The following is a 20,702-nucleotide window of genomic DNA, read 5'->3' on the forward strand; positions in this document are numbered from 1 at the left end:
ACAATCTAAAGCTCCGATTTAACCAAATTAAAGAACTAATTATTTTTTGGTTACAATTATTGTTCAACTTTTTCACTAAAAATAAAACCACTATTTTAATCGAAATTTAAAATAGTGGCTTTTTAAGGAATGACTATTTAAGCATTTGCCCGTCTCTCTGGCTGCTTAAAAATGAATACAGTTGCGTTGATTCCTTTTGTTTTCGGGGGCTTACAACATATTTTTGCCAATTTTATTTCTTAATAAATTGTCGTTTAAAATCGGTTGATTACTTCCTGAAAAATAATTACTTAGATTATTTTGATTGATGGATTCTAATCTATATATTTGCACGCTCAAAAAAATGGCTACTTGCCATTGCTAAACAATGTTTAATTAATTAATAATTTTTATGTCTGGGTTAATTGGAAGAAAAATCGGCATGACCAGCATCTTTGACGAGAACGGGAAAAACATCCCCTGTACCGTGATTGAAGCAGGTCCATGTGTCGTTACCCAAGTCAGAACCAAAGAGGTTGACGGGTATGAAGCGTTGCAACTTGGTTTCGATGACAAAACAGAAAAACACGCCACTAAAGCGGCCGTAGGTCACTTTAAAAAAGCGGGGACATCTGCTAAGAAAAAAGTCGTTGAATTCCAAGGTTTTGAAACGGAGTATAAACTTGGTGATAACATCACAGTTGACGTTTTCAGCGAAGGCGAATTTGTCGATGTACAAGGTGTGTCAAAAGGAAAAGGTTTCCAAGGGGTTGTAAAACGTCACGGATTTGGTGGGGTTGGACAATCTACACACGGTCAGCACAACCGTTTGCGTGCACCGGGGTCTGTGGGTGCTTCATCGTATCCTTCTCGTGTATTCAAAGGAATGCGTATGGCCGGAAGAATGGGAGGTCAAAATGTTAAAGTACAAAATCTTAGAGTTTTGAAAGTCGTAGCTGACAAAAACCTATTGGTGGTTAAAGGTGCGGTTCCTGGACATAAAAACTCGTATGTAATCATTCAGAAGTAATGGAAGTAAAAGTTTTAGATAGTAACGGAAAAGATACAGGCAGAAAAGTAGAACTTTCTGATGCTGTATTTGGCATCGAGCCAAACAACCATGCGGTATATCTTGATGTTAAGCAATACCTTGCTAACCAAAGACAAGGAACACACAAAGCGAAAGAGCGCAATGAAGTGGCTGGTAGTACACGCAAGATAAAAAAACAAAAAGGAACAGGTACAGCGCGTGCAGGTAGTGTTAAGTCTCCTGTATTCGTAGGTGGAGGTACAATTTTCGGTCCTCGTCCACGTAGCTATTCTTTCAAATTGAACAAAGGCTTGAAGCGTTTAGCGCGTAAATCAGCTTTGTCTATGAAAGCGAAAGAGTCTAATTTGATTGTTGTGGAAGATTTCACTTTTGAAACACCAAGCACCAAAAAATTCCTTAGTGTATTGAATGCTTTAGGGTTAGAGAACAAAAAATCATTGTTCGTGTTGGGTGATACAAATAATAATGTATATTTGTCGTCACGCAATTTACAAGCCTCTAAGGTTGTAACTTCTTCAGAATTAAGCGCTTACGGCATATTACATGCAAATAATTTAGTGCTAACAGAGAGTTCTGTAGCGGGAATTGTAGAAAATTTAAGTAAATAACAGAGCCATGAGTATCATCATTAAACCTATCATTACCGAAAAAGTGACCAAAGACGGGGAGCTTTTTAATCGTTTTGGTTTCGTTGTAGATAAAAAAGCCAACAAAGTACAGATCAAGAAAGCTGTAGAGGCTGCTTATGGCGTTACCGTTGTTGAAGTTAATACGATGAATGTTCGTCCTGATCGCACTACTAAATATACCAAAAGTGGTTTGATTCAAGGAAAAACAAATTCGTACAAAAAAGCCATCGTACAAGTACAGGAAGGTGAAACAATTGATTTTTATCCTAATAACTAAGTAAACAATGTCAGTTAGAAAATTAAAACCTATTACCCCTGGCCAGCGTTTTAGAGTTGTCAATGGTTTTGACGCCATTACAACTGATAAGCCGGAGCGTTCATTAATCGCACCGAAAAAAAGCTCAGGAGGTAGAAATAGTCAAGGAAAAATGACCATGCGTTATACAGGCGGTGGTCACAAGCAACGTTATCGTATTATCGATTTCAAAAGAACTAAGTTTGGTATCCCTGCAACCGTTAAGTCGATTGAGTATGATCCAAACCGAACTGCCTTTATCGCATTATTAGCGTATGCGGATGGAGAAAAAACCTACATCATTGCTCAAAATGGTTTACAAGTAGGTCAGACAGTAGTATCAGGTGAAAATGCTGCGCCTGAAATCGGAAACACTTTACCATTAAGTAAGATTCCTCTTGGAACGGTAATTTCATGTATTGAATTACGTCCAGGTCAGGGAGCTATTATTGCGCGTTCAGCGGGTACTTTTGCCCAATTGATGGCTCGTGATGGTAAATATGCAACGATCAAAATGCCTTCAGGAGAAACTCGTTTAATCTTGTTGACTTGTATGGCTACCATTGGTGCAGTTTCCAACTCTGACCACCAGTTAATTGTATCTGGTAAAGCAGGTAGAAGCAGATGGTTAGGTAGAAGACCAAGAACACGACCAGTAGCGATGAACCCTGTAGATCACCCGATGGGAGGTGGTGAAGGACGTTCTTCTGGAGGTCACCCACGTTCTAGAAAAGGTCTACCAGCTAAAGGATACAGAACACGTTCTTTAGTTAATCCAAGTAACAAGTATATTGTTGAACGCAGAAAGAAATAATTAGATAGACATGGCACGTTCATTAAAGAAAGGACCTTACGTTCACTATAAATTAGAAAAGAAAGTTTTAGAAAACGCTGAAAATGGCAATAAAAATGTGGTTAAGACTTGGTCAAGAGCCTCAATGATTACGCCTGACTTCGTTGGACAAACTATCGCAGTTCACAATGGTCGCCAATTCGTTCCTGTGTATGTTACCGAGAACATGGTGGGTCATAAATTAGGAGAATTTTCACCAACAAGATCCTTTAGAGGTCATGCTGGAGCTAAAAATAAAGGTAAAAAATAAGAAGAAATGGGAGTTCGTAAAAGAAATACAGCAGACGCAAGAAAAGAGGCGAATAAGTCTTTGGCTTTTGCTAAGTTAAATAACTGCCCTACTTCACCTAGAAAAATGCGCTTAGTAGCAGACTTGGTAAGAGGTCAGAAAGTGGAAAGAGCACTTAGTATTCTAAGATTCAGCTCAAAAGAAGCTTCACGCAAATTGGAAAAACTATTGTTATCTGCCATCAATAACTGGGAGCAGAAAAATAGTGAAGGCAATGTGGCAGAAGCAGGCTTATTTGTAAAAGAGATCAAAGTTGATGGGGGTGTAATGTTAAAACGATTACGTCCTGCTCCACAAGGTCGCGCACACAGAATCAGAAAACGTTCCAACCACGTAACTATCGTGTTAGGACAAGTAGATAACACACAAAGTAATTAATAAACAGTATGGGACAAAAGACAAATCCAATTGGAAATCGCCTTGGTATCATCAGAGGATGGGATTCAAACTGGTATGGTGGAAATGATTACGGCGACAAAATCGCTGAAGATTATAAAATCAGAAAGTATATCCATGCGCGTTTATCAAAAGCTAGTGTATCTAAAGTAATTATCGAGCGCACTTTAAAACTTGTAACCGTTACTATCACTACGGCTCGTCCTGGTATCATCATTGGTAAAGGCGGTCAAGAGGTAGACAAGTTGAAAGAGGAGTTAAAGAAAATTACGGACAAAGAGGTTCAAATCAACATCTTTGAAATCAAAAGACCCGAGTTGGATGCTTTCCTAGTAGCTTCTAGTATTGCACGTCAAATCGAAAGTCGTATTTCATACCGAAGAGCTATTAAAATGGCTATCGCGGCTGCCATGCGTATGAATGCGGAAGGAATCAAAGTTATGATTTCTGGTCGATTGAATGGAGCTGAAATGGCACGTTCTGAAAATTTCAAAGAAGGTCGTATTCCTCTATCCACTTTCAGAGCCGATATTGATTACGCTTTGGCTGAAGCACATACTACTTACGGTAGAATGGGTATCAAAGTATGGATCATGAAAGGTGAAGTTTACGGAAAACGCGATTTATCGCCATTAGTAGGCATGGATAAAAAACAAGCTGCTGGTGGTAAAGGGGATGCACCCCGTAATGGGAAATCCGGTAAATCGGGAGGGGCCCGTAAAAGAAAGTAATTTTTTAAATTAAAGAAAAATGTTACAGCCTAAAAGAACAAAATACCGCAAGGTACAGAAAGGTAAAATGAAAGGCGTGTCACAACGTGGACATGTACTTTCCAACGGAATGTTTGGAATTAAATCGTTAGATTCAGCGTTTTTAACATCCCGTCAAATCGAGGCTGCCCGTATCGCTGCTACCCGTTACATGAAGCGTGAAGGACAGTTATGGATTAAGATCTTCCCGGATAAACCAATTACAAAGAAACCCCTTGAAGTACGTATGGGTAAAGGTAAAGGTGCCGTTGAATATTGGGCTGCCGTTGTTAAACCAGGCAGAATCATGTTTGAAGTAGGTGGAGTGCCGCTATCAGTAGCCAAAGAAGCTTTGCGTTTGGCCGCTCAGAAACTTCCCGTTAAAACTAAGTTTGTCGTTGCTAGAGATTTCGAAGCATAATTAGATCACATTATGAAACAATCAGAAATTATCAATCTGTCTACAGCTGAGTTGCAAGCAAAGCTTAGTGAAATGAAAAAGTCTTACGCTGATTTACAAATGGCTCACGCCGTTTCTCCAATCCAAAATCCGCTTCAAATTCGCAGTATGCGTAGAACGGTAGCTCGATTGGCGACTGAATTAAGCAAAAGAGAGTTACAATAATTGTAATATCCGCTGAATGATGGAAAAAAGAAATTTAAGAAAAGAAAGAATTGGTGTGGTTACTAGCAACAAAATGGCAAAATCTATTGTTGTTGCTGAAACTAAAAAAGTAAAGCACCCATTATATGGTAAGTTCGTGTTAAAAACTAAGAAATATGTTGCACACGACGAAAAAAATGACTGTAACATTGGCGATACCGTACGTATCATGGAAACACGTCCGTTGAGTAAAACCAAATGTTGGAGATTAGTTGAAATCATTGAAAGAGCGAAGTAATCATGGTACAACAGGAAAGTAGATTAAAAGTTGCGGACAATACAGGTGCTAAGGAAGTACTAACTATCCGCGTGTTAGGAGGAACGAAACGTCGTTATGCCTCTGTTGGAGATAAAATTGTAGTTTCTATCAAAGATGCCACACCCAACGGAAACGTTAAAAAAGGTGCGGTTTCCACTGCAGTTGTTGTACGTACCAAAAAAGAAGTACGTCGTGCTGATGGTTCTTACATCCGTTTTGATGATAACGCTTGTGTATTGTTGAATGCGGCAGGTGAGATGCGTGGTACGCGTGTTTTTGGTCCGGTTGCTCGAGAGCTTCGTGAGAAGCAATTCATGAAAATTGTATCATTGGCACCTGAAGTGCTTTAATTCGATCAAGAGATGACAAAGATTAAAATTAAATCAGGCGACGTTGTTAAAGTCATTGCTGGTGACCACAAAGGGGCTGAAGGCAAGGTAGTTCGTGTAATCCGTGAGGATAACAAAGCGATCGTGGAAGGAGTCAATATGGTTTCTAAACACACCAAACCAAGCGCTCAAAATCCTCAAGGGGGTATTGTAAAGAAAGAAGCTCCTATTCATATTTCTAACTTAGCTTTAGTAGATCCTAAATCTAAAGAAGCTACCAAAGTTGGATTCAAGTCTGAAGGAGATAAGAAAGTAAGATTTTCAAAAAAATCTAATCAAGTATTGTAGTTATGGCATATATTCCAAGACTAAAACAAGAATATAAGAGTCGTGTTATCACCGCTCTTAAAGAAGAATTCGGTTACAAAAATGTAATGCAAGTGCCTAAACTTGAGAAAATTGTAATTAGCCGAGGTGTAGGTGCTGCGGTATCTGATAAAAAATTAGTAGATTACGCGGTTGATGAGTTGACTAAAATCACCGGTCAAAAAGCGTTAGCGACCATTTCTAAAAAAGACGTTGCTTCCTTTAAATTGCGTAAAGGAATGCCTATTGGTGCTAAAGTAACTTTACGTGGTGAGCGTATGTATGAATTCTTGGATCGTTTGATTACTTCAGCGTTACCTCGTGTACGTGATTTCAGCGGTATCAAAGCAAATGGTTTTGATGGACGTGGAAATTACAACTTAGGGGTTACAGAGCAAATCATTTTTCCTGAAATCGACATCGATAAAGTGAACAAAATTGCCGGTATGGACATTACTTTTGTAACGACTGCCAAAACCGACAAAGAAGCAAAATCATTACTAGCTGAATTAGGTTTACCTTTTAAAAAGAATTAAGTTATGGCTAAAGAATCAATGAAAGCCCGTGAGGTGAAACGCCAAAAAACGGTAGCGAAATATGCTGAAAAGCGCAAAGCGTTATTAGAAGCTGGAGATTACGAAGGGTTACAGAAATTACCTAAAAACGCTTCTCCTGTTCGTTTGCACAACCGTTGTAAATTAACGGGTCGTCCTCGCGGATACATGCGTCAATTCGGTATTTCACGTGTTACTTTCCGTGAAATGGCCAACCAAGGCTTAATTCCTGGGGTGAAAAAAGCGAGCTGGTAAGCAATAAAAAGTTTAATTGGTTAAAGGTTCGCTGGGCATAGTGTTCAGCGAAAACCATAACCGCAAATTCATACATATGTATACAGATCCAATTGCCGATTTTCTTACGAGAATTAGAAATGCAGCAAAAGCCAATCACAAAGTGGTTGAAATTCCTGCTTCTAATATGAAGAAAGAAATCACCAAAATTTTATTTGATCAAGGGTATATCTTAAGCTACAAGTTTGAAGATAATACCGTTCAGGGTACCATCAAAATCGCTCTTAAGTACGATAAGGATACTAAAGAGTCGGTGATTAGAGATATCCAAAGAATTAGTAAACCAGGTTTACGTAAATATGCAGGTGCTACAAAATTACCCCGAATCTTGAACGGTTTGGGTATTGCTATTGTGTCAACTTCCAAAGGATTGATGACCGGTAAGCAAGCGCGCCAGTTGAATGTGGGTGGTGAAGTTATTTGTTACGTATACTAATAAAAAGGGAAACGATGTCAAGAATAGGTAAAAGCCCAATTACGATCCCAGCGGGAGTAGAGGTAACTCTAGGCGAAGGTGTGATTACAGTAAAAGGAAAATTAGGTCAACTTACACAGGAGTTCTCAGACGTAACTGTAAAAGTTGAAGGTGATCAAATCACAGTAGAACGATCATCTGATTATAAAGATCAACGCGCAAAACACGGTTTATACCGCTCTTTAATCAACAACATGATTATTGGGGTTTCAACCGGTTTTACGAATGAATTAGAACTAGTAGGGGTAGGATATCGTGCTTCTAATGCAGGTCAAAAATTGGATCTTGCTTTAGGATATTCACACAATATCGTTTTAGAAATTGCACCAGAAGTTACGGTGGAAACTATTTCTGAAAAAGGAAAAAACCCTATTGTAAAACTTACCTCTTACGACAAACAGCTTTTAGGTCAAGTGACTGCGAAAATTCGCGGTTTCCGTAAGCCTGAGCCATACAAAGGAAAAGGTATCAAGTTTGTAGGTGAAGTATTAAGAAGAAAAGCAGGTAAATCAGCTTAAAAATAAAGGTTATGTCATTATCAAAATCGGAAAGAAGACAAAGAATTCAGTTCAGAATCCGTAAGATTGTCAAGGGTACTGCTACCCAACCCAGACTTTCGGTATTCAGAAGTAATAAAGAAATCTATGCCCAGCTCATAGACGATGTGAATGGTGTTACTTTATTAGCTGCTTCATCGCGCGAAAAAGGAGTAGATTTCAAAGGTACAAACGTGGAAATTGCCGAGCAAGTTGGTAAACTTTTGGGTGAAAAAGCGTTAAAAGCAGGTGTAGAAACTATCGCATTCGATCGTGGGGGTTATTTATACAATGGACGTGTTAAATCATTAGCAGATGGCGCTAGAGCCGCTGGACTTAAATTCTAATCGTTATGTACAAGTACAAAAATATCGAACTAGTAAAACCCAGCGGACTTGAGTTGAAAGACCGTTTGGTGAGTGTAAATCGTGTTACTAAAGTAACCAAAGGAGGTAGAGCATTTGGTTTCTCTGCTATCGTCGTTGTCGGTGATGAGCATGGTGTAGTAGGTCACGGTCTTGGAAAATCCAAAGACGTTTCTGAAGCTATTGCTAAAGCGGTAGAAGATGCAAAGAAAAATCTAGTGCGCATTCCTCTTAGTGGTCACTCTGTACCTCACGAACAAAAAGGAAAATACGGAGGAGCTCGCGTTTATTTAATGCCGGCTTCACACGGTACCGGAGTTATTGCTGGTGGTGCTGTTCGTGCCGTTTTGGAATCGGTAGGTGTTCACGATGTATTGTCAAAATCGCAAGGATCCTCAAACCCTCACAATGTGGTAAAAGCTACTTTTGATGCATTACTTCAAATGCGTAGTGCAGCTACTGTTGCCAAACAAAGAGGAGTGTCTTTGGATAAAGTTTTTAAAGGATAATTCGCTTAAAGTATGGCAAAGTTAGTAGTAAAACAAGTTAGAAGTCAAATCAACTGTCCGCAATCTCAAAAAAGAGGATTGGTTGCTTTAGGTCTTCGTAGAATAGGACAAGTTGTGGAACATGAATCAAACCCAGCTATCCTTGGAATGATAAATAAAGTTAAACACTTAGTTTCCGTTGAGGAAGTTAAATAACAAGATACGTTATGAATTTAAGTAACTTACAACCAGCAGCGGGTTCTACGCACAACCAAAACAAAAGAGTAGGTCGTGGAGAAGGTTCCGGAAAAGGAGGTACTTCAACGCGCGGTCACAAAGGAGCTAAGTCTCGTTCTGGTTACTCCAAAAAGATTGGTTTTGAAGGGGGTCAGATGCCACTTCAACGTCGTGTACCAAAGTTTGGTTTTAAAAATATCAACCGAGTAGAATATCAAGGTGTAAACTTAGACACGCTTCAGGCTTTAGTTGATAATGGTTTGGTTACAGATACTGTAGATTTTACAGTATTGGTTGAAAACCGTTTGGCAACTAAAAACGAATTGGTAAAGATTCTTGGTCGCGGCGAGTTGAAGGCTAAATTGAAAGTAACTGCTCACAAATTTACAGCTACGGCTAAAGCAGCAATCGAAGCTGCTGGTGGTGAGGCTGTAACTTTATAATACGTTAACTTTATGAAGAAGTTTATTGAATCCATTAAGAGTGTTTGGAAAATAGAAGAGTTGAAAAACCGTATCGTTTTCACCCTAGGCTTGCTTTTGGTGTACCGATTTGGAGCTCACGTTACACTTCCAGGGATTGATGCCAATCAATTGGCCAACCTAGCAGGTCAAACCGATCAAGGGTTGGGTTCTATTTTGGACATGTTTACCGGAGGTGCCTTCTCTAAAGCTTCTGTTTTTGCTTTGGGTATCATGCCTTACATCTCTGCATCAATTGTTGTTCAATTAATGGGGATTGCAATTCCGTATCTTCAAAAGTTACAGAAGGATGGCGAAAGCGGTCGTAAAAAATTAAATCAAATTACCCGTTGGTTAACTATAGGTATTACCCTATTGCAAGGCCCTGGGTATATTTACAACCTCTATCAAACCATTCCTTCCAGTGCCTTTTTACTTGGATTTGATTCATTTGCCTTCTTATTTTCATCGGTATTAATCTTAACTACAGGGACAATTTTTGCGATGTGGTTGGGTGAAAAAATTACCGATAAAGGAATAGGAAACGGAATCTCATTGTTAATCATGGTCGGAATTTTGGCGCGTTTGCCACAAGCTTTGATACAAGAATTCTCCTCTCGTGTAACCAATAATAATGGAGGACCAATGTTGTTGGTTTTCGAGATTATCATTTGGTTGTTGGTGATTATCGCTTGTGTCTTATTGGTTATGGCCGTACGAAAAATTCCAGTGCAATATGCACGCCGAACAACTACAGGTGATTTTGAACAAGATGCCAACGGAGGAAATCGTCAATGGATTCCATTGAAGTTGAATGCTTCAGGTGTAATGCCGATCATTTTTGCACAAGCCATTATGTTTATTCCCGGTGTTGTAGCTGGTTTGTCAAAATCCGATGTTTCTCAATCCATTGCGGGTACTTTCAGTAATATCTTTGGATTATGGTATAATGTTGTTTTTGCTTTGCTAATCATCATTTTTACGTATTTCTACACCGCAATTACTGTCCCAACCAACAAAATGGCCGACGACTTAAAACGTAGTGGTGGTTTTATACCTGGCGTAAAACCCGGCGTTGAAACTTCCGATTACTTAGACCGTATTATGTCTTTGATTACGTTCCCTGGTTCGTTATTCCTAGCGTTGATTGCTGTATTCCCTGCGATTGTAGTGAGTATGGATGTGCAACAGTCTTGGGCCATGTTTTACGGTGGAACTTCATTGATCATTATGGTAGGTGTTGCCATCGATACAATTCAACAGATCAATACGTATCTTTTGAATCAACACTATGACAGTTTGATGAAAAGTGGTAAAAATAGAAAAGCAGTAGCTTAATTTTTATGGCAAAACAATCAGCAATAGAACAAGACGGATCCATCATTGAAGCATTATCCAATGCGATGTTCCGAGTAGAGTTAGAAAACGGGCATGTCGTAATTGCTCATATTTCCGGAAAAATGCGCATGCATTACATCAAATTGTTGCCCGGCGACAAAGTGAAATTGGAAATGAGTCCTTACGATTTATCCAAAGCAAGAATCACTTACAGATACTAAAGTTATTAAAAAATGAAAGTAAGAGCATCAGTTAAAAAAAGAAGCGCAGAATGTATCATTGTGCGTCGTAAAGGAAGATTGTACGTTATTAATAAAAAGAATCCTAGATTTAAACAAAGACAAGGATAATTATGGCAAGAATAGCAGGGGTAGATATACCTAAAAATAAAAGAGGGGTAATTGCTTTGACCTATATCTTCGGAATTGGTAAAAGCAGAGCTAGCGAAATTTTAGCAAAAGCTAATGTTAGCGAAGACAAAAAAGTTCAAGATTGGAATGATACCGAAATCGGAGCAATCCGTGATGCGGTTTCCTACTACAAAATTGAAGGGGAATTACGTTCAGAAACTTCCTTAAACATCAAACGTTTAATGGATATTGGATGTTACCGTGGAATCCGTCACAGATCAGGACTTCCATTACGCGGTCAACGTACCAAAAACAATTCTCGAACTAGAAAAGGTAAGCGCAAAACTGTTGCTAACAAGAAGAAAGCAACTAAATAATAAGTAGTATGGCTAAAGCAAATACAAAAAAACGCAAAGTAATTGTTGAATCATCTGGTGAAGCTCATATTAACGCTACTTTCAACAATATCATCATTTCGTTAACCAACAAAAAAGGAGAAGTAATCTCTTGGTCATCTGCCGGTAAAATGGGATTCCGTGGTTCTAAAAAGAACACGCCTTATGCGGCACAAATGGCTGCTGAAGATTGTTCAAAAGTTGCCTTAGAAGCAGGTTTAAAGAAAGTGAAGGTATATGTCAAAGGGCCAGGTAATGGTAGAGAATCTGCTATCCGTTCTATCCACAATGGAGGAATTGAAGTTACCGAAATCATTGATGTTACACCAATGCCTCACAACGGTTGTCGTCCACCGAAAAGACGTCGCGTTTAATTTTAAAGTATAACTCGGATAGAATACAGATTATCGGAGGATTTGACCTGAATTCATAATCTCTATCCCAAATAAAAAGTAAAATGGCAAGATATACTGGTCCAAAAACTAAAATCGCCCGTAAATTTGGCGAAGCAATCTTCGGAGACGATAAAGCCTTCGAAAAAAGAAATTACCCTCCTGGTCAACATGGTTTGGCTAAAAAGAGAGGTAAAAAATCAGAATATGCAGTACAGTTAATGGAAAAGCAAAAAGCGAAGTACACGTACGGTATTCTAGAAAAACAATTCCGTAACCTATATGAAAAAGCATCTGCTGCTTCTGGAGTAACGGGTGAAATTCTATTACAATTGTGCGAAGCGCGTTTAGATAATGTTGTGTACCGTATGGGTATTGCTTCTTCGCGTCGTGCTGCACGTCAAATTGTTTCTCACCGTCACATTACCGTTAACGGTGAAGTGGTAAACATCCCTTCGTACCACTTAAAACCTGGCGATAAAATTGCGGTTCGTGAGAAATCAAAATCATTAGAATCAATCGAACGTTCATTAGCTAACTCCTCAGCTGTTTACGAGTGGATTACTTGGAACAACGATACTAAAGAAGGAACTTTTGTTTCTGTCCCTGCCAGAATTCAAATTCCTGAGAATATCAAAGAACAATTGATCGTAGAGTTGTACAACAAATAATAACTGACACCTGTCGAAATTATGGCATTATTTAATTTTCAAAAACCAGACAAAGTAATCATGATCGATTCTACCGATTTTGAAGGTAAGTTTGAATTCAGACCTTTAGAACCGGGATATGGATTGACTGTGGGTAACGCACTGCGTCGCGTGTTGTTATCCGCTTTAGAAGGTTACGCAATTACTTCTGTAAGAATCGAGGGTGTTGAGCATGAGTTTTCAACGATCTCTGGTGTTGTGGAAGATGTAACCGAAATCGTTTTGAATTTGAAGCAAGTTCGTTTCAAACGTCAAATCGAAGATATCGATAATGAGTCGGTAACTGTTTCCTTGACTGGAAAAGACCAAATTACTGCGGGTGATTTCCAAAAATTCATCTCCGGTTTCCAGGTTCTAAATCCAGAATTGGTGATTTGTAATCTTGATTCTAAAGTTAATTTCAATATCGAATTAACGATCGAAAAAGGTCGTGGATACGTTCCCGCCGAAGAAAATAAAAAACAAAATGCTCCATTCGGTACGATCTATATTGACTCTATCTTTACCCCAGTAGTCAATGTGAAATATGCCATCGAAAACTTCCGTGTGGAACAAAAAACCGACTACGAAAAGTTAGTTTTCGAAATCAAAACCGACGGTTCAATCAATCCGAAAGATGCTTTAACAGAAGCAGCTAAAGTTTTGATCCACCATTTTATGCTTTTCTCTGACGAGCGTATCACGTTGGAAGCTGACGAAATCGCTCAAACCGATACGTATGATGAAGAATCCCTTCACATGCGTCAGTTGTTAAAAACAAAATTGGTCGATATGGATTTGTCTGTTCGCGCCCTGAACTGTTTGAAAGCAGCTGAAGTGGAAACCCTTGGCGATTTGGTTTCGTTTAACAAACATGATTTGATGAAATTCCGCAACTTCGGTAAAAAATCATTGACCGAATTGGATGAGTTGGTAGCCAACAAAAACCTAACCTTCGGAATGGATTTATCAAAATATAAATTAGATAAAGACTAGTGCTTTATTGCGTAAAAAGATTTTAAAATGAGACACGGAAAAAAAGTAAATCACTTAAGTAGACAAAGCGGACACAGAAAGTCGATGTTGGCGAATATGGCTTGTTCTTTAATTGAGCATAAACGCATCAACACCACAGTTGCGAAAGCGAAAGCACTAAAAGTATTCGTTGAACCTTTGATCACTAAATCAAAAGAAGATTCTACCCATAATCGTCGTATCGTTTTCTCTTATTTGAGAAATAAATATGCCGTTACAGAATTATTCCGCGATGTAGCAGCGAAAGTTGGTGATCGTCCAGGAGGATATACTCGTATTATCAAATTGGGTAATCGTTTGGGAGATAACGCTGATATGGCGATGATCGAATTGGTAGATTTCAACGAATTGTACAACGGAGGTAAAAAAGAGGAGAAAAAAGCAAAAAGCCGTCGCGGTGGTAAAGCTAAAAAAGCTGAAACTGCTGCTCCTGCTGCCGAAGCTGCTCCTGAAGCTCCTCAAGCAAGTACTGAAGAATCCGCTGAAAATGCAGAATAATTCAATTTTTGAATTGACAATAATAAAGGATGGGCCTTCGGGTTTATCCTTTTTTTTTGTTTAAAAAGTTTGATAAAAGAATTTCTTCATCCCAAAGTGAAATCCTAATTTTGCCCACAACAACACAACACTATGAAATATACTACACGTCCTCAAGCCCTTTTGCTACTCGCAGACGGAACAATTTTTTATGGAAAATCCATCGGAATTTCAGGAACCACTTTTGGTGAAGTTTGCTTTAATACCGGTATGACGGGATATCAAGAAGTTTTCACCGATCCTTCATATTTCGGTCAAATTATGGTAACCACCAATGCACATATCGGAAATTATGGGGTAAATGCTATAGAAGTCGAGTCCGATCAAATTATGATTTCGGGCTTGGTGTGTAAAAATTTTAGTTTTACCCATTCGCGCCCCGATTCCGAAAGTGATTTGTTTACTTATTTTGAAAAACAACATGTTGTTGCTATTTCCGATGTGGATACCCGAGCTTTGGTAAGTTATATACGTGACCATGGTGCTCAAAATGCTGTAATTTGTACCGATGGAACTCCTGTTGACGAACTCAAACGCCAATTGGCTTTAGTGCCAGACATGAAAGGACTAGAGTTGGCCTCAAAAGTTTCTACAACCGAAGCCTATACCTTTGGCGATACAGAGGCTACCTATCATGTTGCAGCTTTAGATTTGGGAATAAAACGCAATATCCTTCGAAATTTAGCGCAAAGAGATTGCTGTATTCATGTATTTCCCTACGATACTCCTTTTGAAACTTTAGCTGCTCTTCAGCCCGACGGTTATTTTTTGTCTAACGGTCCAGGGGATCCTGATCCGTTAGTGCAAGTACAGGAAACCGCTCGACAGATGATTGCTTCCAATACACCCGTGTTTGGAATATGCTTAGGCCATCAAATTCTAGCTTTGGCCAATGGGGTACCTACCTATAAAATGTTTAATGGCCACCGAGGAATTAATCATCCCGTGATGAATATAGTGACAGGGAAAGGGGAAATCACTTCTCAAAATCACGGCTTTGCAGTCGATCGTGAAGCTTTAGAAAGCCATCCTGATTTGGAAATAACCCACTACCATCTTAACGACCAAACCGTTGCAGGGATGCGCATGAAGTCAAAGCCCTGTTTTTCAGTACAATACCATCCTGAGGCAAGTCCGGGGCCACACGATGCTTCCTATTTGTTTGATCAATTTATTGAAGCAATTCAGCAAGTTAAATCAGTTACCGCTTAATCGTTGTTGGTGAATTTTTCGTAAAGATCTTCAAATTCAATATTGTTTTTTAAGAACTGACTGTTTGTAATATACCAGCGGTTTACTAATTCACTTTTTTTGACTTGTATCGCATAGAGCGTGTCAAAAAAAGTGTTTTTTATTTCATTAAATCGGCGTACTTCAGCATTGTAATCCTCGACTTTAATCGGAGAGTTGTTTTCAAGAAAATTCTTTTTAATTTTTTGAAAATCTTCATACACGGTCACATAGTGTTGAAACAAGGGAAGTAAAGCTTCGTTTTGACTTTTGATAAAATGGATAAACTCAACATTTGCTTCTATTAAGCTCTGATCTTCGTAATCGTTCTTATATAAGTCCGTTTTCAACATCGACTCCTGCAATACGCCACTCATAAATGTCATGCATTCTTGTACTTGGTCAACGGAACGGAATTTTAATAACGCCATTAATTTGTCATCCAATACGTTAATCTTGTAAAAAATAAGATTTTGGTAGGCATTGTATTCAAATACATTGCGTTTGTTGAAACTACGAATGAGGATACGGTGCTTTAATCCAAAAGCTTTCTTGGCCGTTTCATAGGCTAAGATGTCTTTATAATAATTCGCAATTTGATGTTCTTTGTAGGCAAAATTTTTGAAAATATCCGCATAATCCAAACCACTTTGTACCGTGTAATCATTTAATTTGAGCGATTTGTTTTTAAGTAATTCAATGGTTTTAGTATTCATTTGAATGAATGCATCCCGTAAAGCCACATCACCCTCAATACCAATGTCATTCCGCAAAAGATTTTCGTTGATATCTTCCAGTTTGTTATAAATCCGCTCCATCGTAGCACTAATCCTTGAGTCTGGTGTAAAATCAATAATGGATTTTGAATATTCCATTAAGGATTCCTTGACAAACAATTCGTTTTTACCAAAATCATTAATGTAGGCTTTCGCATTGCGGTAATGTTGTCCCATCAGCAGCGAAGAACAAAAGCATAGCAACAACATCGATTGGAGGCGTAGGGTTTTCATGGGTTCACTTGTTTTAGTTAAAAAACGGTTTAAAAATACAAACTGCGAATGAACTGTGCAATTTTTTATTCGACAAAAATACAAAAAAATACGATAAAATAACATTAAGAGCTTTAAAGGTAAGAAAAAACACATTAAAATATCAATAGCGCATGATGGTCACTATTGAGCTGTTTTTTTCTGATGCGCAATCGATTGAGTTTATAAGTTTTTGAGGAATTCAAACTTTGGTTCCTTTTGATTCTTTAATTTTGTAAAAAGAACATTGCATAACTATTAAATTCCTATTAGCATGAGTATTATCATTAAAGTACATGCGCGTCAAATTTTAGACTCTCGTGGAAATCCTACCATTGAAGTAGATGTCGTTACCGAAAATGGTGTTTTAGGCCGCGCTGCTGTCCCAAGTGGTGCTTCAACTGGCGAGCATGAAGCGGTTGAGTTACGCGACGGCGGCAAAGATTACCTTGGAAAAGGCGTTTTAAAAGCGGTTGAGAATGTCAACACTAAAATTGCGCCCGAACTCGTTGGGACTTCTGTTTTTGAGCAAAATAGTATCGATAAAACCATGATCACTTTGGATGGAACAGCCAACAAATCCAATTTAGGAGCCAATGCTATTTTAGGGGTTTCGCTTGCGGTGGCTAAAGCAGCTGCCAATGAATTGGGCTTGCCTTTGTACCGTTACGTTGGAGGTGTTTCTGCAAACACTTTACCAGTTCCCATGATGAATATCATCAACGGAGGATCGCATTCCGATGCTCCAATTGCTTTCCAAGAGTTTATGATTATGCCGGTAAAAGCAAAGTCATTTACACACGCCATGCAAATGGGTACTGAGATTTTTCATCATTTGAAAAAAGTGTTACACGACCGCCATCTTTCTACTGCAGTAGGTGATGAAGGGGGATTTGCACCAAACTTGGCAGGAGGAACTGAAGATGCTCTCGACTCGATTAAAGTAGCTGTTGAAAAGGCAGGATATACGTTTGGTGAAGACATCAAAATCGCCCTAGACTGTGCCGCTTCTGAGTTTTATGTAAACGGGAAATATGACTATACCAAGTTTGAAGGGGCACATGGAAAAGTCCGTACTTCAGAAGAGCAAGCCGATTATTTGGCTTCCTTGGCTTCAAAATATCCCATTGTGTCTATCGAAGACGGCATGTATGAAGACGATTGGGACGGATGGAAAATGTTGACCGATAAAATTGGTGACAAAGTTCAACTGGTAGGTGATGATTTATTTGTAACCAATGTTGCGCGTTTAGCTACCGGTATCGAAAAAGGAATTGCCAATTCAATTTTGGTAAAGGTAAATCAAATTGGTACATTGTCTGAAACCATTGCGGCAGTCACCATGGCGCATAATGCAGGGTATACATCAGTGATGTCGCATCGTTCGGGAGAAACCGAAGATACTACGATTGCCGATTTAGCCGTAGCACTCAATTGTGGACAAATCAAAACGGGTTCAGCTTCCCGCTCCGATCGTATGGCCAAATACAATCAATTGTTACGTATCGAGGAAGAATTGGCTGAAACGGCTTACTTCCCAGGTGAAAAAGCCTTTAAACAACGATAAGTTAGTTTTTTTCATACACAAGCCCTATCACAAGTGTTGATGGGGCTTTTTTTTATGCAAATTCTCGTCTTGCCCCCGCAATTGCTCATTGATGTAAAGTGCATGTGAAGATTTGTTTATCTTTGATTTCTTACCTAAAAAGGCATGCGTTACAGATTTATTATCGGTTTTTTATTTTTTTATTTCTGGGTTGGTGCACAACCCCAGAGCGCCGATAGTTTGCAACAAGTTTTGCGCAAAGAAAACAATCCTGTCGAGCGCTTACGTCTTTTAAATGCTTTATCCGATGCGTATAAACCCGCAGCTCCAGAATCCATGCGAACCTATGCATTGCAAGCTCAAAAACTTGCGGTACAATTGGACGATCATGTGCAAGAAGGCTATGCCTTAATTAGTTTGGGGAACGCCGACGTATTGCAGTCGAATTACAAAAGAGCACTTCGCTATTTTCAACAAGCAAAATCTATTTTTGAAACCGAGAATCAAACATTACCCTCCGTAAAAATAGGAATGGCCAAAGCGCTCGGGAGTCTTGGAATTATTTTTTCAGAACAAAGTAATTACACCAAAGCGCTCGAGTTTTATTTAAAAGCAGTAACAATTTATGAGCAGTTAAACGAACCTGAACGATGTGCACGGTTGTACAATAATATCGGCGTACTTTACCAGTCGCAACAGGCTTATGGTAAAGCATTAACCTATTTTACAAAAACCGAAAAGCTGCTGAAAGATCCGAATGATCCTGTTTTGGGGGTGACGTATACCAATATAGGCAATGCTTTGGTAGGTCAAAAACAATACACTAGTGCTACTTCGTATTACCAAAAAGCTCAAATTATTTTAGAGAAAAATCAAGACGCTCGGGGTCTGGGAGAATTATTTAATAATCTAGGATTGCTCTACCAAAAAAAAGGTCAAAAAACCGCGGCAATACAAGCCTGGCAATCGGCAGAACAAACGTTTACTGCTTTCGGAGAATCCTTTGGATTGGGCGATACGTACTTTTATTTGGCTCAGTTTTGGCAAACGGAAAAGCAAACGGATAAAGCCCGATTTTATGCGCAAAAAACTTTAGCATTGGCGCGGCAAAATGACGTGTTGGAACAACAAATGCTGGTTGAGAAATTGCTCAGTGAATTGGCCGAAAAAGAAGGCGATCTCACGGCGGCATTTCGTCATTATAAATTATACACGACACTTAAAGATAGTATTCAAAATGCGGCTTCCATACGGAAAGGTGTTGAGGCAGAGCTAAATTTTGAATTTGACAAACGCAATTTGTTGCAAAAAGAAGCCTTGTTAAAGAAAGACTTGCTATTGCAAGAAACCGCAAAGCGAAATCGCTTACAATTAGTATACTCCATCTTAATCGCCGTGTTGTTATTTGGATTAGGGTTTTTATGGTATAATCGTTTGCAAATCAAGAAAACGTTGACGTTACAAAAAGAACTGGCCGAATATGAACAGAAAGCCTTGCACTTGCAAATGAATCCCCATTTTGTCTTTAACTGTTTGGGGTCGATTTCCAGTTTTATTGTGAATAATGGAAAAGAATCGGCAGTAAAATATTTGGCCAAATTTTCAAAATTAATGCGTTTAACGCTTGAGTTTTCAAAAGAATCCTTAATTTCGGTAGATAAAGAAATTGATGCGCTTCAAAATTATTTGGAATTGGAGCAATTGCGGTTCAATTCGATTTTTGAATTTACCATTGAAAAGTCGGATGACATTGAAGATAATATGGGAATACCACCACTGCTCATCCAACCTTTTGTGGAAAATGCATTGATTCACGGTATTGTGCCGAAGAAAAATGCAGGGTTGATTTCCATCCGCTTTGATTTGGACGCCGAACAGTTGCGATGTACCATTACCGACAACGGGATTGGGATTACAGCATCACAAAAAATAAAAGCGCAATCGGTATCGGTGCATAAATCCATGGCGATCGAAATTATTCGAATGCGCTTAGAAAAAATAGCCTCCACGACAGGGAAAACTGCGGGAGTTGAAATAAAAGAATTGTCCTCAGAAGGGACGGTATCGGGTACCGAAGTGATTTTGAGTATCCCTATTCAATTTATAGCACAATAGTATGAAAATAACCGCCCTTTTAATTGACGACGATCCAAACCTACGCAGTGGTATGCGCGGTTTATTGTCTATGGTTGCTCCCGAAGTAGCGATTGTAGCCGAAGCCGATGACGTAGCCACTGGAGTCGCTGCGATTGAGAAGTGGCAACCTCAAGTTATTTTTTTAGACATCCAACTCAACGACGGTACGGGGTTTGACGTGCTTGAATATTTTACAAAAAACAACACTACATTGCGAAGTCAAGTGGTATTTATCACCGCCCATGAGCAATATGCTGTGAAAGCTTTTCGGTTGAGTGCCCTTGATTATCTGCTCAAACCTGTCGATCCAGATGAGTTGAAATCGGTGGTCGAAAAGTTGAAAAAATCACAAAATGAGACAACAGGAATCTCGCATGTCGAATTGTTGTTAGAAAATATCAAACGACAAACGAACAATTTTAAACGCATTGCCCTCACGAATTCTGATGGCATTCATTTGTTTGAAATCGCCGACATTATTCGATGCGAAAGTGAGGATAACTATACCACATTTTACATACGAAACAACAAGCCGATTTTGGTTTCACGCACTTTAAAAGAGTTTGAAGAACTATTGCGAGACCATGGTTTTGTTCGTATACATCAGTCCCATTTGATTAATTTGACGTTCTTGAAGAGTTACGTCAAGAAAAATGGGGGCTATGTAATCATGGCCGATCAAACCCATTTGCCCATTTCACAACGAAACAAAGAACGCTTGCAAGAATTGATAACCAAAACATTATAACTACGCAGG

Annotated in this window: 33 protein-coding genes; 32 read left to right on the forward strand and 1 reads right to left on the reverse strand. The window is 39.0% G+C overall.

Going from position 1 to position 20,702, the window contains the following annotated elements; all coding sequences use genetic code 11:
- Positions 1–391 precede the first annotated feature (391 nt).
- The 29 genes from rplC to carA all read left to right on the forward strand — a co-directional run bounded on the left by rplC (position 392) and on the right by carA (position 15,217).
- A complete protein-coding gene (gene rplC, locus O9316_RS10455) occupies positions 392–1,009 on the forward strand; it encodes a 50S ribosomal protein L3 (RefSeq protein ID WP_073361324.1) in 618 nt (205 codons plus the stop codon).
- The gene (rplD, locus tag O9316_RS10460; RefSeq protein ID WP_298203927.1) at positions 1,009–1,638 is read left to right on the forward strand and encodes a 50S ribosomal protein L4; all 630 of its coding nucleotides are present in this window, start codon (positions 1,009–1,011) and stop codon (positions 1,636–1,638) included. The genes rplC and rplD overlap by 1 nt, the downstream gene beginning before the upstream one ends.
- Positions 1,639–1,645: 7 nt before the next feature.
- Complete coding sequence (gene rplW, locus O9316_RS10465) at positions 1,646–1,936, forward strand: 50S ribosomal protein L23 (protein ID WP_298203928.1); 291 nt, start codon at positions 1,646–1,648, stop codon at positions 1,934–1,936.
- A gap of 7 nt (positions 1,937–1,943) precedes the next feature.
- Complete coding sequence (rplB, locus tag O9316_RS10470; RefSeq protein ID WP_297516365.1) at positions 1,944–2,768, forward strand: 50S ribosomal protein L2; 825 nt, start codon at positions 1,944–1,946, stop codon at positions 2,766–2,768.
- Between the two features lie 10 nt (positions 2,769–2,778).
- Entirely contained in the window at positions 2,779–3,057 is a 279-nt protein-coding gene (gene rpsS, locus O9316_RS10475) for a 30S ribosomal protein S19 (protein ID WP_073361315.1), read from the forward strand.
- 6 nt (positions 3,058–3,063) lie between these two features.
- Positions 3,064–3,474 carry a 50S ribosomal protein L22 gene (gene rplV / locus O9316_RS10480; RefSeq protein ID WP_073361313.1) on the forward strand — a complete coding sequence of 137 codons (411 nt, stop codon included), beginning with the start codon at positions 3,064–3,066 and terminating at the stop codon, positions 3,472–3,474.
- 8 nt (positions 3,475–3,482) lie between these two features.
- Positions 3,483–4,223 (forward strand): 30S ribosomal protein S3, encoded by a 741-nt coding sequence (gene rpsC, locus O9316_RS10485; RefSeq protein WP_073361311.1) that lies wholly within the window; start codon positions 3,483–3,485, stop codon positions 4,221–4,223.
- A 19-nt stretch (positions 4,224–4,242) separates the two neighbouring features.
- On the forward strand, positions 4,243–4,662 hold the full coding sequence (rplP, locus tag O9316_RS10490; protein ID WP_073361309.1) for a 50S ribosomal protein L16: 420 nt from the start codon (positions 4,243–4,245) through the stop codon (positions 4,660–4,662).
- Between the two features lie 12 nt (positions 4,663–4,674).
- Positions 4,675–4,866: a 50S ribosomal protein L29 gene (gene rpmC / locus O9316_RS10495; RefSeq protein WP_073361307.1), complete on the forward strand. Its 192-nt coding sequence runs from the start codon at positions 4,675–4,677 to the stop codon at positions 4,864–4,866.
- Between the two features lie 19 nt (positions 4,867–4,885).
- Positions 4,886–5,143: a 30S ribosomal protein S17 gene (rpsQ, locus tag O9316_RS10500; RefSeq protein ID WP_073361652.1), complete on the forward strand. Its 258-nt coding sequence runs from the start codon at positions 4,886–4,888 to the stop codon at positions 5,141–5,143.
- A gap of 2 nt (positions 5,144–5,145) precedes the next feature.
- Entirely contained in the window at positions 5,146–5,514 is a 369-nt protein-coding gene (gene rplN / locus O9316_RS10505; RefSeq protein ID WP_007803649.1) for a 50S ribosomal protein L14, read from the forward strand.
- Positions 5,515–5,526: 12 nt separating this feature from the next.
- Complete coding sequence (gene rplX, locus O9316_RS10510; RefSeq protein ID WP_287781869.1) at positions 5,527–5,841, forward strand: 50S ribosomal protein L24; 315 nt, start codon at positions 5,527–5,529, stop codon at positions 5,839–5,841.
- 2 nt (positions 5,842–5,843) lie between these two features.
- Positions 5,844–6,395, forward strand: coding sequence for a 50S ribosomal protein L5 (rplE, locus tag O9316_RS10515; protein ID WP_073361303.1), 552 nt, complete (start codon positions 5,844–5,846; stop codon positions 6,393–6,395).
- A gap of 3 nt (positions 6,396–6,398) precedes the next feature.
- On the forward strand, positions 6,399–6,668 hold the full coding sequence (gene rpsN / locus O9316_RS10520) for a 30S ribosomal protein S14 (protein WP_073361301.1): 270 nt from the start codon (positions 6,399–6,401) through the stop codon (positions 6,666–6,668).
- Between the two features lie 76 nt (positions 6,669–6,744).
- A complete protein-coding gene (rpsH, locus tag O9316_RS10525) occupies positions 6,745–7,143 on the forward strand; it encodes a 30S ribosomal protein S8 (RefSeq protein ID WP_287781872.1) in 399 nt (132 codons plus the stop codon).
- Between the two features lie 14 nt (positions 7,144–7,157).
- Positions 7,158–7,700: a 50S ribosomal protein L6 gene (gene rplF / locus O9316_RS10530; protein ID WP_298203929.1), complete on the forward strand. Its 543-nt coding sequence runs from the start codon at positions 7,158–7,160 to the stop codon at positions 7,698–7,700.
- 11 nt (positions 7,701–7,711) lie between these two features.
- Positions 7,712–8,065 (forward strand): 50S ribosomal protein L18, encoded by a 354-nt coding sequence (rplR, locus tag O9316_RS10535; RefSeq protein WP_298347183.1) that lies wholly within the window; start codon positions 7,712–7,714, stop codon positions 8,063–8,065.
- 5 nt (positions 8,066–8,070) lie between these two features.
- Positions 8,071–8,592, forward strand: a complete 522-nt coding sequence (gene rpsE, locus O9316_RS10540; protein WP_073361293.1) for a 30S ribosomal protein S5 — start codon at positions 8,071–8,073, stop codon at positions 8,590–8,592.
- A gap of 12 nt (positions 8,593–8,604) precedes the next feature.
- Complete coding sequence (gene rpmD / locus O9316_RS10545) at positions 8,605–8,787, forward strand: 50S ribosomal protein L30 (protein WP_073361291.1); 183 nt, start codon at positions 8,605–8,607, stop codon at positions 8,785–8,787.
- 11 nt (positions 8,788–8,798) lie between these two features.
- Complete coding sequence (rplO, locus tag O9316_RS10550) at positions 8,799–9,251, forward strand: 50S ribosomal protein L15 (protein ID WP_073361289.1); 453 nt, start codon at positions 8,799–8,801, stop codon at positions 9,249–9,251.
- A gap of 12 nt (positions 9,252–9,263) precedes the next feature.
- The gene (gene secY, locus O9316_RS10555; RefSeq protein WP_073361287.1) at positions 9,264–10,607 is read left to right on the forward strand and encodes a preprotein translocase subunit SecY; all 1,344 of its coding nucleotides are present in this window, start codon (positions 9,264–9,266) and stop codon (positions 10,605–10,607) included.
- 5 nt (positions 10,608–10,612) lie between these two features.
- Positions 10,613–10,828, forward strand: a complete 216-nt coding sequence (infA, locus tag O9316_RS10560; RefSeq protein ID WP_026714631.1) for a translation initiation factor IF-1 — start codon at positions 10,613–10,615, stop codon at positions 10,826–10,828.
- Between the two features lie 12 nt (positions 10,829–10,840).
- Positions 10,841–10,957 (forward strand): type B 50S ribosomal protein L36, encoded by a 117-nt coding sequence (gene ykgO, locus O9316_RS10565; protein WP_002987490.1) that lies wholly within the window; start codon positions 10,841–10,843, stop codon positions 10,955–10,957.
- A 2-nt stretch (positions 10,958–10,959) separates the two neighbouring features.
- Entirely contained in the window at positions 10,960–11,334 is a 375-nt protein-coding gene (gene rpsM, locus O9316_RS10570) for a 30S ribosomal protein S13 (RefSeq protein ID WP_073361283.1), read from the forward strand.
- An 8-nt stretch (positions 11,335–11,342) separates the two neighbouring features.
- Positions 11,343–11,726, forward strand: coding sequence for a 30S ribosomal protein S11 (gene rpsK / locus O9316_RS10575; protein ID WP_073361281.1), 384 nt, complete (start codon positions 11,343–11,345; stop codon positions 11,724–11,726).
- 83 nt (positions 11,727–11,809) lie between these two features.
- A complete protein-coding gene (gene rpsD, locus O9316_RS10580) occupies positions 11,810–12,415 on the forward strand; it encodes a 30S ribosomal protein S4 (protein WP_073361279.1) in 606 nt (201 codons plus the stop codon).
- A gap of 21 nt (positions 12,416–12,436) precedes the next feature.
- Positions 12,437–13,429, forward strand: coding sequence for a DNA-directed RNA polymerase subunit alpha (locus tag O9316_RS10585; RefSeq protein ID WP_073361277.1), 993 nt, complete (start codon positions 12,437–12,439; stop codon positions 13,427–13,429).
- Positions 13,430–13,456: 27 nt separating this feature from the next.
- Positions 13,457–13,966 (forward strand): 50S ribosomal protein L17, encoded by a 510-nt coding sequence (gene rplQ, locus O9316_RS10590; RefSeq protein WP_298203930.1) that lies wholly within the window; start codon positions 13,457–13,459, stop codon positions 13,964–13,966.
- A gap of 132 nt (positions 13,967–14,098) precedes the next feature.
- Entirely contained in the window at positions 14,099–15,217 is a 1,119-nt protein-coding gene (gene carA, locus O9316_RS10595) for a glutamine-hydrolyzing carbamoyl-phosphate synthase small subunit (protein WP_298203931.1), read from the forward strand.
- Here the strand turns inward: carA and O9316_RS10600 are convergent.
- Complete coding sequence (locus O9316_RS10600) at positions 15,214–16,245, reverse strand: hypothetical protein (protein ID WP_298203932.1); 1,032 nt, start codon at positions 16,243–16,245, stop codon at positions 15,214–15,216. The genes carA and O9316_RS10600 overlap by 4 nt on opposite strands.
- Before the next feature lie 292 nt (positions 16,246–16,537).
- Between O9316_RS10600 and eno the strand changes: the two genes are divergently transcribed.
- The 3 genes from eno to O9316_RS10615 all read left to right on the forward strand — a co-directional run bounded on the left by eno (position 16,538) and on the right by O9316_RS10615 (position 20,693).
- A complete protein-coding gene (gene eno / locus O9316_RS10605; RefSeq protein WP_298203933.1) occupies positions 16,538–17,830 on the forward strand; it encodes a phosphopyruvate hydratase in 1,293 nt (430 codons plus the stop codon).
- Positions 17,831–17,974: 144 nt separating this feature from the next.
- Complete coding sequence (locus tag O9316_RS10610) at positions 17,975–19,924, forward strand: tetratricopeptide repeat protein (RefSeq protein WP_298203934.1); 1,950 nt, start codon at positions 17,975–17,977, stop codon at positions 19,922–19,924.
- 1 nt (position 19,925) lies between these two features.
- Positions 19,926–20,693: a LytTR family DNA-binding domain-containing protein gene (locus O9316_RS10615; protein WP_298203935.1), complete on the forward strand. Its 768-nt coding sequence runs from the start codon at positions 19,926–19,928 to the stop codon at positions 20,691–20,693.
- Positions 20,694–20,702: the final 9 nt, after the last annotated feature.

It is taken from the genome of Flavobacterium sp., from assembly GCF_027533505.1.
Taxonomy (GTDB): Bacteria; Bacteroidota; Bacteroidia; order Flavobacteriales; family Flavobacteriaceae; genus Flavobacterium.